We start from the raw sequence: 14992 nt of genomic DNA on the forward strand, positions 1-14992 counted from the left end.
TCAATATTTGCACAGTTGTCTACTCTGACACCTGTGTTGGTCTGAACCTCAACATAACAGTTGTACATTCTGGAATCACTGGTGCCGGACAAAAATGACACGCCGTCATGTCCTGAGGACTTTATTCTACAGTTGTATACGTCTATTCCAGAACTGTCAGTGATTCTGACACCATCACCATACAGATAGCGGGTGAATAAAATGTCATGTACTTTACTATTGCTCGAAGACCTTAATTTTATGCAGTTTCGATAGTCTCCGTGACCTCCGTCACTGGGGCTGGTTGCTGTACTCTGGAACTGAAGATGAGATATTTCAACGTTGGAAACACCTGATCCGTATATATAGGCAGGTGACCCTTCGGAGTTGCAGACTGAAGAACCAGAACCATAGATTATTGTACTGTCGCCTGCTCCTTTCAGTACTACGTTGGATTTCAAAACTATAGGTGCACTTATCTTATAAGTGCCAGCACTGAGGACAACATATCCAGGGTTACTTGATGTTGCTCCTGAGGCTACAGAATTTATCGCATTATTTATTGCAGTCTGATCATTTGATCCAGACGGACTTACGGTTACTGTATTCTGTGCGCCTAACGCAGCGGGTACGGCTGTTAAAATAAGGCATGTTATAAGGAATAGGGTTCCTATCTGTCTTTTTAGCATCGTATCACCTTTGGGTTGGATTTGGAATTTGAGGGGGGGCTCAAAAACTTTCCAGGGTTATAGTATATCTTTTCCCAAAGCACATACAGCCGTTAAACTAAGACATGTTGTCAGGAATAGGGTTTCCTGCTCCATATTCAGCATCGCATCACCTTGGGTTGGATTTGGAATTTGAGGGACTCAAAAAACTATAGAATAGTTTTTATATTCTCCAACAGTTGATACGGTTGTTAAAAAAATATATTGTCGGGAACAGGGTTCCTGGACTCTTTTTAGCATCGTATCGCCTCTGGATTGGATTTAGAACTTGAGTAAACTCAAAAATTCCAGGATAATCGTATACTTTTTCCCGGATATTTCTCAAAATTCCATATTACGTACTCGTAATGTTTTTTACGTACTCGTAATGTTTTTCCGAACTATCTAATCAGATCAAGTCTATAGTATAGATCTGAATTATGTCGGGTCTATACGGTAATTCAAAAATCTAATTACGTCTGCGTAATATTTTTGAATCTGTCCAATTCGGTTCTCTGCGATTTATGTGGGGCGGACACGTTGCACACAGAGTTTCACTCTCCAATCACATAATAGGGATCAGTTATTGGAGGTGACAGGACCTTCGAAGATCTGGCTCTGGATTTTTTCAAAAACCTGTATTTCAGGATGGTTTTTAAAACCAGTATTTCCTGTCTTGTTAGCCATTACTTCAGGTCAATCAACTCATTTACGAAAATTTTGTTTACTTATATACTCCTGAGTTGACTTTGAAGTTTATGTGGTTCTAGTATAAAATATTTTTGTTATTTTTTAAAATTATTTTATATAGTACTGGGAGACATTTTGGGTATTGTACACACTTTTGTATGTAAAAAAGTGGGTTTTTAAAGAGAAAGTTGTGCCAACTCTGGAGGTAAGTCTGTGAAATCAAAATTTAAGATCGTTTCTTGATTCTGTTTTCATTTTTTCTGAATTTATGGATGTATAATACTCTTTCTTTCCAGCCTGCAAGGGCACTCGATTAATAAGTTTATTCTGTTTCTATCCATTTATTTTCAACAGCCAGGATTTGGCATGAAAGTACTTCCAAATACTTTCATTCTTTGGGCATGTTATTCGATGAATATCATGTGCGTTTTTATCTTTACGGCTAATCGACTTTTTCAAGTAATTTTTTCATAAACCACATCTTACTACAAATTTCTTGAAAACTCTGACTTAAAAGATTTATTTCGGGTTTTTATACAGTGAGAACCATTGTTTATGAATATAATCACTTCACCTGGAAGCGAGGTCTTTTAAATAAGGGCGAATAGGGCAATATATACTAATCATGTGGTATTTATACTTTTTCTCTTGGTAAAATTTATTCTTTCTTTTTTCGCTGTTAGAGTATTTTTTCTTTAATCCCTTCTTTCTTAGCCCTTTTCTTTCTTATGAAATTTCAAAAAATCTTTTATACTCTTAAGATGTTCCTTTAAATGGGGAGGCTTTCTAAGCCAGTGGGGAAACGCATAGTTGCTAAATTCCCATTTATTGAAACTTCCAGTCTAGTTTCACGATAACGTAATATATTTCGTATTGGGGGATTTCATGAACGGTAGTCTTTCGGTTACGGTTGATCTTGAAGATTGGTATCATATTCCTTCAGTCTGCAGTTCTCCTTTTTCGGTTTACAGGAGTGTGGACGAATTTTTTAAGAACTGGCACGGCAAGTATGATTACTTGAGTGAACCTACAAAAAGGGTGCTGGATATTCTTGATGAGTTTAATGTAAATGCTACTTTTTTTGTAGTTGCAGATACTGTTGAACACTACCCGGGATTGGTAGAGTCAATTGTAGATAGGGGGCATGAGCTCGCCTGCCACGGACTGAGCCATGCCTGTAAGATCGACCCTGAGACAAAAAAACAATTAATGAGTGTAGAAGAGTTTGAGCAAAGGACTCTGGCCGCAAAGAAAATGCTCGAAAAAATCAGCGGAGAAAAGTTGATTGGTTACAGGGCACCAAATGCCCTTGTAAGCGGGTGGATGATCGATTCACTCGAAAGAATGGGATTTAAATACGATTCATCTGTTTCGGTAAATTCCTTTTATAACAAAACTGATTCAGCTCTCAGCACAGTTTCGTCTTACCCATATTATCCTGCGCAAAATGAACTTGAAGTAGGTAACGACAGAGACTTTATCGAGTTTCCCTGGGCTTATTGTCAACATGGGCTGAGGTTTCCTGCATCAGGTGGTCCTATGCTTCGATTTCTGGGTTCTTCATTCATACTTGACGGGCTTATGCAGAGTCTTAAAAGAGGGCACACCATATTCTATTTCCATCCACTTGATATTTCCTGTGCCAGATTCCCATCTCTTGGAAATAAAAGGCCTTTTTACTGGTGCATAAAAGGGAAACTCATTGAACAAAGAATTCGGAATATCCTGAGTAAACTGAGTGACGTTGAGAAGATACCTTTGAGGGATTATCCGGGAGTAACATGTATTTAAACACTGATACTTTAAACAGAAATCAGATCTCTAAGGTTCCTGAGCATCGGGAATGTTTGAATTTTTAATGATCAGTTATGCAAAAATATATAGAATGATGTTAAAGGCGCCAGAGTTCGTAAGGAAATCGAACTTCTGCCCCTTGATACAATTTTAGAGCGATTTCTTTCTGGGTTTAAACCATGTATTCTTTTGTTTCATTTTCCAGCTTTTAAAGTCAGAATTTTTCTTGTGGATAAACCCTTATCCCTACATCTATATATTCTAAAAGTACTGGAAATATTCTAAACTTTTACAATCATTTCTCTAATAGTCCGAAAGCCTTTAATTCTTGAGGATTTTTATTTATGAGAACATTAATGCGAACATTAATTAGCTTTCATATATGTATCAACCTGCATACCGGGCACAACAATTAATTATTTATTAAGCGATTGCATACACGGAAAATAAAAGGAGAAGAATAATTAAAGATTCTTAGATTGAAGGAAATTTTGAGAACGTAAGTTCCCTTGCTGCAGAATGCCTATTAAAGCAAATTCTACGAGAACGATGCAGGCTCTGTCTCAGGTGTCGTCCTCTAATTTAATGCGGGAACTGGACTCTGTAACTTTCCGGAAGGATGGGGGACACATTGTCTAAACTCAACAACAAAATCTTAAATCTGATTACCTCAATTTCTCTGCTACTGCTTGTTTATAGTCTCTTTATTCTAAGGGAAATCAAGCCTGAAGGGTACGCAGCTAATATCTATGAGCAGCTTCCTTTCCATTTTTACCTGCTCCTGCTCTTCTGTTACCTTTCCTCCTGCTTTGTGCTCCTCGCATATAGAAAAAGTAGCGCAGCTTTCGCACTTATTCTTGTTCATGTTATCGTATTAATCATCCCTTACATGCTAGGTTACGCTTCAATAGGTAGGGGGGATGATTTCTTATATCCAGGTCTGGCAATAAATACAGGAATTTCAGGAACCTCATGTCTGTCTACTTTTTCAGATCTCTCTCCTACCGGACCTCTATTAGGCTCAACTCTATCTCTTGTTTCAGGCATGGGGGCGCAGGCACTAGCTCACTTTTTACCGATTCTCTTCTCTATTATATTCATTACAGGCATGTATCTTTTCTATCGCGGCTTTATGAGCCGGGAAAAGCTGGTTTCAGTAACCTTCCTCTCTTCGGTTATTCCATATTTTGGACATTTCCAGGCATCAACAGTCTCTTATTACCTTACTTTTTGCCTTATTCCTCTCTATCTCCTTTTGTTGTGGAATGCAATATCCGGTAAAAACAGAATGGCGATGACTGCCTGTCTTCTCTTTATGGTACCCCTGCTCCCGCTGGCTCATCCCTTTATCTTTATATACCTGCTTTGTTTCGCTCTGCTACTTGCTTTTGCAGGGAAAGTTATGCAGTCAGGTCTCCTTAAAAAAGTCCTCAGTTTTAAAAACCTTCATCGAGAGCCCTTCTCCAACTCTTCTGGAAAAATAGTTCCTGTATTTATTTTCTTATCATTCACTTCAGGTGGCTTCTTGCTCTGCGCAAAGTACGCTTCAGGATTTTTTGATGTTTTTCTCCCGTTTCTTGTCTGGCGTATTGAGACACTGACAGCCGCAGGTTTAGCTACAATTCCGAGCACGGAATCCGGAATTCTTGAATTTATACACCTTTTCAATCTTTACTATGGCAAATATTATATTCCGTTAATCTTTGTTGTAATCAACACAATAATTGTATGGCAGAACCGCAAACGTTTTTGTCATCACTTTGTCCGCAGGTACCCTCGCTTTTTACTTCTGTATATAGCCTCATTCTTCCTGGAACTTGGCTTTCTCTTAAATCCCTTCATACCCTACCCACCGGATAGGTTTGTAAATCTGAGCTTCATTATTTTTGCCCAGATCCCACTGCTGGGATACTCTCTATATATTGTGCTCCTCAGAAAGGGATATCCAACCGGTCTTGGAGCTACAATTCTTGTACTGGGATTTCTATGGACGTTAGGGTTTTTTAGCTGTTTCAGTTCTCCATATACTGGCGGGATTTCAGAAGCTATCCCACAAAACGAGGTTGAAGGAATGCAGTGGCTGGTAGACTCAAAAGCAGAATATCCATATGTTATATCTTCTGGAGAAAAAGAAGGTTACGTGTTTTCAGGAAAGTCTTCCAGCAACCAGAAACCTTTTGACACCTTTTCAGAAGCTTCTGCTAATCCCGGGTCAACCCTTTCAAACCGTCCTGAGGATGCGGCTTCTTTAAAGAATTCCACTACAAATGGAGGACCTTTCTACCTTATAGTGACAACTTTTTCAGAGGCTATGGGTATGGAAAAATTAGCAGACTCCGAAATGGAATATTCTTCGTCCAGGAATAGTTCTGAAACTCCGGAAGGTAAACCTCTATACAAGATTTATGATTCTCTTAATATCAAAATTTACAAGCATACTCCTTGAGTTTCCAGAGTTCCGCCACCCGAGTTCCGCCTCGGGAGGGCGGTGTCCTTTTCGGTCGCTTTGCTCCCTCAAGAGGACTAATTTTTGGTTTAGAATATTCTCTTCAATCGCTCTAGCAGACTATTTTATGAAGTGTAAAAGTGAGTGGAGCTTAAGAATAAGCTAAGAGTTTAGCTAAGCTGAGATGACCAATTTTAAGTTAAACAGTGAATCCCTAAAAAGAGAGTGTTCAGGGGTTTATTCTGTGATCTTCTTTCATTTTTGACCTGATATGGCTGCCTGCATACAGGAGAATTATCCCTATACCTATTATTTCCGGGATAAACACTCCTGAATAAGCCGGGTCATATGAACGATTCAGGATTCTTATTAAATATTCAATGAAACCTCCGGAAAATGTATCTCTTGGGAATTCCCATCCGAGAAGCGGCCAGAGAAAGGTTACAGGTGAGTTCCATATCTGGTCCTCAAGTACGTGGCAGAAAGAGGCGCCTGAAATAATAAGAGGGGTTGTCCAGCTTTTTGTTTGGAATACATAATATGCAGCCAGTCCCAGAAAGATTGCAAAGATAAGGGTATGAGCAAATATCCTTCCGCTTCCTATGGTTTCAGCCAGGATTATCCTGCCAAGGGGTTTGTCAATAAAGTCCGGAAGAAGTGCTCCAAAAGCGATCCATTTAAGATCTACCGGAATATTTTTCCCCGGAAATAAGCGACTCAGCAAATAAAAGATTCCCAGAGTTATGCCTATATGTCCAAAAATAAACATCAGATTAGAAAAGTAAATGGCTTTATAATTATTTTTTGGCCGGCCTTCCTGAAGGGCAGGCCAGCACAGATTTCCTGTGTTTTTTGTTATTTTTGATTCTCAGAGTTTTTCAGGCCTGGCACTCAGCTACAAGCTTTTCTACAAGTTCTTGCCTGATTGCAGTTCTTCTGTCTCCACCGCAGACCATGCCCCGGACACCAATTATATCTGGTCCTATCTTTTCCAGTACAGGGAGGTCCTCGAATTTCAGGGAGCCGGCAATTGCATTTTCAAGCCCGTACTTGTGGGCAAGGTCGGTAAATTCTTTCAGCTCTTTTTCATCCATGAATTCAAAGGTAGATTTCCCATCCTTGATACCTGTATCTACCATGACAACATCTACCCCTGCTTCTGCGGCAACTGCGGGGAGCAAAAAAGGAGAAATCGAATTGATACGTTTATAGTCAGAATACCCTGAAGCAACAACCTTTTTTGACGGGTCATAGTCTTTTACAGCTCGTGTAATCTTTGTGAGCAGCTCAAGGGCCTGTGATTCGGTCTGGATATCGAAAAGACCTACTTTTATATAATCTGCTCCTGCGACTGCTGCCCCAAGAGCTGCAAGGGCAGCAGTTCCGGGCTTGTAATTAAAATCTCCAATTGTTGCGCTTATCGGCTGCCTGCCATTCACAACCGCTTTAACTTCTCTGATTACCCAGGGGAAATTGGCTCCAAGGGAACCTTCCTTAGGGTTTTTGACATCCACAATGTCCGCGCCGCCTATAGAAGCGATGATCGCCTCCTCTCTGTTGATTGGACTCACAAGCAGTTTCATAGAAAGCCTCTAGTAAAGCATGAAGTTAAATCTTTTATAATATATACTCTTCCCTTTTATACAATTAAGTTTATTTTATATTTTTTTATAGGATGATGCAATTATCGAATAAGTATGTTCCGAGTAGTCTTCGTAATGGATATATTTAATCATGCCGTAGTTCTCGCAAAAGGCGGAATAAGAGAAAATTACCGCCCGGTTTCGGATTCAAGTGCAGTATGCAAGACCTCAATTCCTCTGGAAATACTTGAATTTTTACACCCTCGAGAAGTTTATATTGCTGACCTTAATTCGCTTCAGGGAAAAGGTCCTCTAGACATTAATGCAGAGCTTATCCGGGAGGTAAGTTCTAAGGCAGATACGATGCTCGATTTTGGAGTATCTTCTCTAAAAGATGTGGACAAAGCCCTTTCTATTGCAGGAACCGCAGTTATAGGCACGGAGACCGGCACGCTTGCAGTAATCAGGGATGCAGTTTCCAGAAATCCTGGCCGTATAAGTGTCAGTATTGATGTGAAATTTGGAAAGATTCTTAAACAGGACCCGGAGATCCCTGAAGATCCATTTGAAATCGTAAAAATCCTTAATGGGCTTCCTTTGAAAGACCTGATTTTTCTCGACCTTGACAGAGTAGGCACAGCTTCCGGCTTTGACCCTGAGTTTCTGCGCAAACTGGCTGAGAGCTCAGTACACGACGTTCTGCTTGCAGGAGGGGTCAGGGGTATGGAAGACCTCTTTGCTCTTGACAGCCTTGGTATAAAAGGTGCTCTGGTGGCAACTGCAATACACTCAGGTTCGGTTCCTCCGGAAGTGATGACCCTTGGATTAAAAAAGGTTAAGAGTTCAGATTCATGAGTACATGGGAGGACTTTATTCCCTGCTTTATGCCTCGGGTATAATAATGTATTGAGCATCTTATATTAACCTGACAAACATTACCCAATTAGCAGATTATATCGAATTATGGATTTCACTATAAATACAAAGAATTTTGAGGTTACAGCATGGCAACAAGAAAAGTAACTGAGGAAAGTATTGAAGAGCCTGTAGAAGAAAGCGAAGGAGTAAGCAGCGGAGACGGTTATGTGGAGATCAAGATGGGGGGCGGCTGGTATATGACCATTTCTCTTGCACACAGTGACCGATTTGAAAAGGAATATGTAGAGCTAGCAAAAGAGCGTGGGGGCATGAAAAAAGCCCGCTTCAATCTCAACCCTTCGCATGTTCGGATGCTGGGGGAAGCTCTGATCAAATTTGCGGACGATAACGGGCTCTAACCATCATTTTTATCTTCTTTTTTATTTTTCTTTCCTCTTATATCTAATTCTTTCAGGTTTGATTCTTATTCCCCGTAATATCCCTTTCAATCCCTTTGAATAAACTCAATAACTTTTTGGACTACTTCTTTTTCTATTTCTTCCTGGGAGCTGGAGGCATCGATTATCACGAAGCGCTCCGGCTCTTCTGCGGCGAGACTGAGGAAATTTTCTCTGACCTTTTGTAAAAACTCTATTTTTTCGTACTTTGTCTGTTCCCCGCGCTTTCCGCAGCGTTCAACTGCTATTTCAGGTTTAATATCAAAAAGAAAAGTAAGGTTCGGAATAACAGTCCATCCTGCATGCAGGCGCTTCACCCACTCAAGCGGGTTTTCAAACCTGCTTTTAAGAGTTACTCCCTGGTATGCATAGCGGCTGTCTGAATAGCGGTCAGAAATAACGGTTTTGCCCTTTTCAAGTGCAGGCTTTACAAGTTTTGCCAGATGCTCTGCATGGTCAGCTGTAAACAGGAAGAGCTCTGCAAGCTGGTCGGTTTCAGACTGGATGGCATTTTCAACGGCATTTCCGGTAAGGGTGCCTCTGGTCGGCTCCCTGGTAAAGATCGGATCAAAAACACGAATATCAGGGTTTTCCTGAAGTTTTTTTGCAGCCGTACTTTTTCCTGAACCGTCAATACCCTCAAGTGTAATCAGTTTGCCTCTCATAAGAACCGCCTTTTTATTTCTCAACAGGTTCTATTGAAACGCACTATCTGTATTTATAGCCTGAGGGGTTATGGCAAATGGCAGGTCAGGGCAGCAGTTCCGGATAAAATGAGTATCTATTTATGTGAACATTAAAAATAGCTTAAAGCAATGACTGTAATAGGAGTTATCACACGGGGCAAGTATGGGCACCGCCTGGTTGAATCTATAAAGGAACACAGTGACTTTTCGGTTGTAACTGCCGACCTGCCTGAGTTCGTGCCCGTATTTATTGAGGAGCCTGATGAATTCCTGGAGAATCTAAACTTCGACAGGCATGTCTTTTCTGCCGATATTATGGTTAGTTATGCCCTGCATCCTGACCTTACTTCGGCAATTGCAAAGCTTGCCGCAGAAGCCGGAGTGAGATCTTTGATTATTCCGGGAGGTCCTTCCAGGGCGTCAGTTCCCGAACTTAAAAAGATCTCCGAAACTTCCGGAATGGACATAGAGGTAGATGAAATTTGCTGTACTCTCGAACCCAACTCCTGCAACCGGCCCTTTACTGAGATTTTTGGGTCTCCTATCTTGAAAGTCAAAACCGAGAACGGAAAAATAGCTAAAGTTGAGGTTATAAAAGGTGCTCCCTGTGGAAGCACATGGTATATGGCAAAGGAGATTGTTGGAGTGCCGGTAAAGGATGCCCCTCCGAAAGCCGGGTTGTTAGTCCAGCATTATCCCTGCAGAGCATCAAGAGGTGACCTTGGAGGTATTCACGAGTCTGGAGAATTGCACAAACAGGCGCTCATAAAAGCACTTGAGAATGAAGAGTGATTATATATTCTTTGGAAAAAATATACTCTAAATATGGCAGAAAAATAGGGCTCGTTTTTTATTTATCATATGCCTGTTTTTTGCCTGTACCGGTTGCAAAATACCTTTTGGGGGTGAAACCATTACTTCCCTATCTATCTCGGAAGACTCGGGGCCTGAAGACCTTGAGTCGTTAGCGGTTGCGATACATTCGTTAACAGGTCTCCCTACCACTATTAGAAGCTTGAAAAGGAAAGGGCTCAGGCTGGAAAAGGGAAAAGTCCTTGACAGAGACTACACAGGCCCTGTACTTGAAGAGGTATTAAAGACCAATAGAGTCATCCATGAAGTTCCCACAGAAGGCGTGTATCACGGAAAACATGTCGTGGTTGCTCCTCTCCGTTCCAGTGATGGGGCGGTTGTTGCGGCCATTGGAATTGTGGACCTTCTGGCTACAATTGATCTTTCATGTGTATTTTTGGAATATACCTCCGTACTGGAAGAAGTTGAAGGCGCAAAAAGTGAGACAGAAGATGTTAGAGTAGCAGGTTACAAAAAGAATATTATACCGAATGATAAAAGCTAATTGTACTTTTGCTGGATGTACTTTTGCTGGAGGATTTTGTCCCTCTCTCTTTTTCAGGAATTGAGAGGGACGTTTTTCCAGTTTTTGATAAGATCCAGGACAAGGTTAAAGAGCTGAAAATATTTTTTTTCAGCATTTACTCTGGCTTTTCGTATAACCTGACCTTTTTCAACAGGGCTCCGCCCTTTGCGTGGGGTTGCCTGAAGACTGTGTCATTGGATTTCTCTATTTCTCTTGCCTGAGCTGCGAGCAGGGCTGCAGCTCCCATGATCTCATGTCCGGCTGCTGCTGTAAGGCATATCTGATCAATTTCCTTTAACATGAAGCAGGCAGGGAAGTTAACCTGTGCAACTTTCTCAGCCATATGGAGGGCAGCAAGAGCTTTTGCTTTTGCATAAGGGTTTGCAAAGCCTGCATGTTCAACACATTTCTCAGGTTTTGCGAAGATGTGCGGGAGTTCCAGACTCTTTCCTGACTTCCCGGATGCGACCTGTTCTGTTACTTTGTCGAGCTCTTCCTGGATAAGTCTTACAACACCACAGATGGAGAGCACTTTCATAGCGTCGGAGTTAAAGGACGCCATCTCTACAGGGTCAAGGAATTCTCTCTTTGCTCCGATAAGAGGATCTACCGGGAGGATAATGTATCCGAAACCTTCCTGCTCTAAAGCTTCACGGGCTTCCTTTTTTGTAGGTCCGTCTGAAACTACGATACAGGGGACGTCTTTCCAGATCTCACGGGCTGCGGTAGGACCTGGAGCTGCTGCATTCGGACTGATTATTACTACGAAGTCAGCATTCCACTGCTTGAAGCTTTCAGTGTCTGCGGCATCGGCAGGGCCCATTTTGGCACCTGTGCCGAACACTCTTACAGTGATTCCTTCTCGCGCTGCAATTTCATCCTGGATCAGATTGATAACCTGGCTCATTCCCAGGTTGCCCATTTTTATAAAGCCTATGTTGACCATTTTTTCAAAATCCTGTGTTGACCTTTTTCTTCAATAGTGGAATTCCCAAAGGGTTTATAATCCTTTTGGCAACTTCCCTCCCTTATCACCTTTATTTTATATATATCTGTCCTATTTATAATCATTATTCGATATATTTCATATCCCCTCCGAAAAGCTTAAAAGGGATGTGATTTATTTCAGTCAAAAACGTTGACATCAATGCTGTTGTTTTGTGGTTTTGTTTTAGCGAAACCCGCATTATAATTTGAACAATTTATCCGTTGGTGGGCTTTTAATGTCAGGGCACATATATTATATCAGGCTGCGGGGGTACCTCTGAAAACGGTACTTCGGGCAGTATGCCCTATTCGGGAATTATCCCGCTATATCTATAGATATTCAGGTCCAGGTTTTGATTGAGTGAACTGTCCTATACATAATTCTACTGAAAACAAACTCATTGTTTTTGACATGGATAGCACCCTAATAGACGCTGAGACCATCGATGAGCTCGCCAGGGCTGCAGGTGTTGTAAGCAAAGTAGAGGAGATTACGAAGAGAGCGATGTATGGAGACCTCGATTTCGAGCAAGCGCTTGCAGAAAGGGTCAGACTTCTTGAAGGACTTCCTGTGGAAACTGCCCTTGATGCTGTAAATCAGATTGATCTTATGCCGGGAGCCGCCGAACTTGTCCTGTACGTCAAAAACCGGGGTTATAAAACCGCGATGATTTCTGGTGGATTTACCATAGCTGCCGAGAGGATAGGTGAAGTGCTTGGTATTGATTTCGTTGTTTCTAACAAACTGCTTGTGGAAGACGGTTGCCTCACAGGCGAAGTTGTCGGTCCTGTCACACAGAGCGATTCCAAAGCGAAGGTATTCGAGGAACTGACAAGGATTTACAATGTCAGGCCTGAGCAGTGTGTGGTTGTCGGGGACGGCGCAAATGACGCCTGTATTTTTGAGTTAGCAGGTTTTGCCATAGCTTTCAATCCAAAGCCCATCCTTAGGGAGTATGCGGACGTGGTCATTACAGTAAAAGATCTTAGAGCCGTAATCCCTGTTCTTGAATCTCTTTCCTATCAATGTTGTAATCAGGCACAGCATGTCGACATCGAACACTACTAAAATGCCAGCTCTTTTGCTGGACCGGGAGGCACAATAAGAGATGCTAAAAGAATTGCAGAAAAAAAGATCAGATTTGAAGGAAATATCTGAAGAAGCCAAAGAGAAAAGGAATACTTTAAACGCTGAAGCCAGCGCTCTCGCCGCAAAGCGCAATGAACTCAACAAAAAGACAAAAGACCTTATCAACGAAGCTCAGGAATTAAAAGTTCTCAGGGACGAAATCAACGAAAAGGTCAGCGAATACAAGAATAAGCGCGATGAAACCAACGCCAGAGCAAATGAACTTTTTGCAAAGGCAGATTCCATCCGAAAGCAGAACAACCTTGGCGGACCCTCAATCAAAGCCTTAAGAAAAGATATTGACCGCCTTGAATTCGCCCAGCAGACCGAAGTCCTGAGCACCAGCAAGGAAAGAGAACTCGTTGGTAAGATTCAGCAGCTTCAGAAACAGTACCAGGTTAAAAAAGTACAGCTTGAAAGCAACCTCGAACTGAAAAATATCCTGGACGAAGCCCAGAAAATCAGGGATGAAGCTTCAGTATTCCATGATGAACTTGCCGAGTATGCCAGGCAGGCACAGGAATACCACGAAAAGATGATTGCAGCCTTCAAGGAAGCTGACAGAACCAGAGCAGAGTCAGATATCGCACACAGAGAATTTGTAAAAGCTCAGGAAGCAGCTGACGAACAGCACAAGATTTTCATCAATGCCCAGAAGGAAATAAGGGATCTTGACAAGGAAATCTTCAAGCTTAAGAAGAAAGACAAAGACGGAAAGTCCCGTGTTGTCAAGTCCGAACTCCAGAAAGATGCCAAGTCTATCTTCGAGAAGTTCAAGGGCGGAGCAAAGCTCACCACCGAAGACCTGATGACTCTTCAGAGATCTGGTTTAGTCTAATCAGTCTCATAGAATAGATTCGCTGGAATCTTTTATTTCAATTGCATGTGAAAGTAATTTCACTTTCATATGCACTCATTTTTCTATTATCTTAGCAGTACTTAAATTGCCGTTTATCCTGTCATTTAATTTTGGCATAGCCAGCACTTTCGGTTTCTCTGCTGCGCAGGAATCTCAGGTCAGGTACAACATATGGAAAAAAAAGAATTACTATTTGTTATTCTGCTTTTGAACCTGCCTGCTTCAAAAACCTGAAATTTGTCGAATACCAGAAATCAATATTTTTTAACTACAGACGCTTACTCCAGAAGTTTCAGATACTTTTCCCTGAAATCCGGATTTCTCATAAGGCAACATTTTGCGTTATAAGCAGGGTCGTTCCTGATTTTTTTCCAGATCTCTTTTACCCTATCTTTGTGGACATTTCCGTATGGAATTGGAATGCAGGCGCAGGGCAGGATGTTCCCTTCTGGAGTGATATGCAGCCACTTCCTTCCTGCCATACAGCCTGTGGTTCTCATAACCTGCGGAATCGGAAAGATTCTTGGGCCTTCTCTTTCGCGTGCCTGAGCAACAAAATTGTCGAATTTTCTCAGATCTTTAGGGGTCATGATCTCAGAGGCGTGGTCCATCCACCTGCCTGTAGGAACTATTTCATAGAAAGAGAGTTCATGGGCTCCCAGGTCTGCTGCAAGTGTATAAAGCTCATCAAGTTCATTGACGTTGTCCCTCGAGAGCACCACATACATATTTACAAGCAGCCCTGCTGCAAGTCCGTTTTTAACTGCCTCAACCGCGCTCTTAAAAACTCCTTTCCTGCCCCTTACATAATCGTGTTTTTCTTCATATGCGCTGTCAAAACTGACTGTGAGGGAGTACAATCCTGCAGCTTTAAGGCTTCGTGCGCGTTCTTCGGTCAGCCCCACCCCTGAGGTGAACATTCCAGTAATGGCTTTTTCTGGATTAACATAGTTTATCAGGGCTTCCAAACCCGGATAGGTAAGGGGTTCCCCTCCATCAAAGATAATAAAGGTCGTGCCCATTTCGAGAACCTGATCGATAACGTTTTTAACTGTTTCGGGTGCAAGTTTTTCCCTGTTCTTCGTATCAGGAAGTGCACAGTGAATACAGTTGTTAGGGCAGTCTTCTGTAATTGAGATCGTTACCTGGTCAGGCATGTTTTTCCCGAGCATTGATGAAAGCTGGCTTTTTACGAGGCGGTCAAAACCAGTACTGGGAATCGGTGGCATCCAGGTCGAATAGATCAGACGGTCAGCTTCTACATTTGCAGGCTTTTCGCCGTCAAAAATTGAGATGTTTGCCTTAAGGACTTTTTTCATCAGTGGAGACGCTGCCCCGCCTGTTTTCATTGCCAGGCAACCGTCTTCAATTTCTGCATAGACCCTGAAAAGGGGGTTTTTGTAAAACTCGTACTGCATATTTTCCCTGCATCTGGATT

Annotated in this window: 14 protein-coding genes; 8 read left to right on the forward strand and 6 right to left on the reverse strand. The window is 41.8% G+C overall.

Features of this window, described 5'->3' with window-relative positions; genetic code table 11:
- Positions 1-668: glycosyl hydrolase family 28-related protein (locus PLL47_RS02500; protein ID WP_324444429.1), on the reverse strand; the 668-nt coding region annotated here is incomplete at its 3' end.
- Between the two features lie 1593 nt (positions 669-2261).
- Here PLL47_RS02500 and PLL47_RS02505 point away from each other — a divergent pair.
- Together PLL47_RS02505 and PLL47_RS02510 are read left to right on the forward strand one after the other, a co-directional pair.
- On the forward strand, positions 2262-3167 hold the full coding sequence (locus PLL47_RS02505; RefSeq protein WP_324444431.1) for a polysaccharide deacetylase family protein: 906 nt from the start codon (positions 2262-2264) through the stop codon (positions 3165-3167).
- 634 nt (positions 3168-3801) lie between these two features.
- Positions 3802-5616, forward strand: a complete 1815-nt coding sequence (locus tag PLL47_RS02510) for a hypothetical protein (protein WP_324444433.1) — start codon at positions 3802-3804, stop codon at positions 5614-5616.
- 229 nt (positions 5617-5845) lie between these two features.
- Here the strand turns inward: PLL47_RS02510 and PLL47_RS02515 are convergent, their stop codons facing one another.
- Together PLL47_RS02515 and PLL47_RS02520 are read right to left on the reverse strand one after the other, a co-directional pair.
- Positions 5846-6385, reverse strand: coding sequence for a metal-dependent hydrolase (locus PLL47_RS02515; protein WP_324444435.1), 540 nt, complete (start codon positions 6383-6385; stop codon positions 5846-5848).
- Between the two features lie 109 nt (positions 6386-6494).
- Complete coding sequence (locus tag PLL47_RS02520) at positions 6495-7199, reverse strand: (5-formylfuran-3-yl)methyl phosphate synthase (protein ID WP_324444437.1); 705 nt, start codon at positions 7197-7199, stop codon at positions 6495-6497.
- A gap of 114 nt (positions 7200-7313) precedes the next feature.
- On the opposite strand from PLL47_RS02520, the gene PLL47_RS02525 reads away from it, so the two are divergent.
- Together PLL47_RS02525 and PLL47_RS02530 are read left to right on the forward strand one after the other, a co-directional pair.
- Complete coding sequence (locus PLL47_RS02525) at positions 7314-8054, forward strand: HisA/HisF-related TIM barrel protein (RefSeq protein WP_324444439.1); 741 nt, start codon at positions 7314-7316, stop codon at positions 8052-8054.
- 149 nt (positions 8055-8203) lie between these two features.
- Complete coding sequence (locus tag PLL47_RS02530) at positions 8204-8476, forward strand: hypothetical protein (protein WP_324444441.1); 273 nt, start codon at positions 8204-8206, stop codon at positions 8474-8476.
- An 86-nt stretch (positions 8477-8562) separates the two neighbouring features.
- On the opposite strand, the gene tmk is transcribed toward PLL47_RS02530, so the two are convergent.
- Positions 8563-9180 (reverse strand): dTMP kinase, encoded by a 618-nt coding sequence (gene tmk / locus PLL47_RS02535; protein WP_324444443.1) that lies wholly within the window; start codon positions 9178-9180, stop codon positions 8563-8565.
- Positions 9181-9330: 150 nt separating this feature from the next.
- On the opposite strand from tmk, the gene PLL47_RS02540 reads away from it, so the two are divergent.
- Positions 9331-9993: a DUF166 domain-containing protein gene (locus PLL47_RS02540; protein WP_324444445.1), complete on the forward strand. Its 663-nt coding sequence runs from the start codon at positions 9331-9333 to the stop codon at positions 9991-9993.
- 64 nt (positions 9994-10057) lie between these two features.
- The gene (locus tag PLL47_RS02545) at positions 10058-10558 is read left to right on the forward strand and encodes a DUF2111 domain-containing protein (RefSeq protein WP_502883670.1); all 501 of its coding nucleotides are present in this window, start codon (positions 10058-10060) and stop codon (positions 10556-10558) included.
- Between the two features lie 136 nt (positions 10559-10694).
- Here PLL47_RS02545 and PLL47_RS02550 read toward each other — a convergent pair whose 3' ends face one another.
- The gene (locus PLL47_RS02550; RefSeq protein WP_324444447.1) at positions 10695-11525 is read right to left on the reverse strand and encodes a F420-dependent methylenetetrahydromethanopterin dehydrogenase; all 831 of its coding nucleotides are present in this window, start codon (positions 11523-11525) and stop codon (positions 10695-10697) included.
- A gap of 402 nt (positions 11526-11927) precedes the next feature.
- On the opposite strand from PLL47_RS02550, the gene serB reads away from it, so the two are divergent.
- Both serB and PLL47_RS02560 read left to right on the forward strand, forming a co-directional pair.
- Positions 11928-12635 (forward strand): phosphoserine phosphatase SerB, encoded by a 708-nt coding sequence (gene serB / locus PLL47_RS02555; RefSeq protein WP_324444449.1) that lies wholly within the window; start codon positions 11928-11930, stop codon positions 12633-12635.
- Between the two features lie 40 nt (positions 12636-12675).
- Complete coding sequence (locus PLL47_RS02560; RefSeq protein WP_324444451.1) at positions 12676-13533, forward strand: coiled-coil protein; 858 nt, start codon at positions 12676-12678, stop codon at positions 13531-13533.
- Positions 13534-13832: 299 nt separating this feature from the next.
- Here PLL47_RS02560 and PLL47_RS02565 read toward each other — a convergent pair whose 3' ends face one another.
- Positions 13833-14972, reverse strand: coding sequence for a radical SAM/SPASM domain-containing protein (locus tag PLL47_RS02565; protein WP_324444452.1), 1140 nt, complete (start codon positions 14970-14972; stop codon positions 13833-13835).
- Positions 14973-14992: the final 20 nt, after the last annotated feature.

Origin of the sequence: Methanosarcina sp., from assembly GCF_035390745.1 — an archaeon.
GTDB lineage: Archaea > Halobacteriota > Methanosarcinia > Methanosarcinales > Methanosarcinaceae > Methanosarcina.

Coding starts and splice junctions, on each gene's coding strand:
- PLL47_RS02560 (WP_324444451.1), top strand. CDS start 12,676: ATGCTAAAAGAATTGCAGAAAAAAAGATCAGATTTGAAGGAAATATCT.
- tmk (WP_324444443.1), bottom strand. CDS start 9,180: ATGAGAGGCAAACTGATTACACTTGAGGGTATTGACGGTTCAGGAAAA.
- PLL47_RS02565 (WP_324444452.1), bottom strand. CDS start 14,972: ATGCAGTACGAGTTTTACAAAAACCCCCTTTTCAGGGTCTATGCAGAA.
- PLL47_RS02550 (WP_324444447.1), bottom strand. CDS start 11,525: ATGGTCAACATAGGCTTTATAAAAATGGGCAACCTGGGAATGAGCCAG.
- PLL47_RS02530 (WP_324444441.1), top strand. CDS start 8,204: ATGGCAACAAGAAAAGTAACTGAGGAAAGTATTGAAGAGCCTGTAGAA.
- PLL47_RS02515 (WP_324444435.1), bottom strand. CDS start 6,385: ATGTTTATTTTTGGACATATAGGCATAACTCTGGGAATCTTTTATTTG.
- PLL47_RS02540 (WP_324444445.1), top strand. CDS start 9,331: ATGACTGTAATAGGAGTTATCACACGGGGCAAGTATGGGCACCGCCTG.
- PLL47_RS02525 (WP_324444439.1), top strand. CDS start 7,314: ATGTTCCGAGTAGTCTTCGTAATGGATATATTTAATCATGCCGTAGTT.
- PLL47_RS02520 (WP_324444437.1), bottom strand. CDS start 7,199: ATGAAACTGCTTGTGAGTCCAATCAACAGAGAGGAGGCGATCATCGCT.
- PLL47_RS02505 (WP_324444431.1), top strand. CDS start 2,262: ATGAACGGTAGTCTTTCGGTTACGGTTGATCTTGAAGATTGGTATCAT.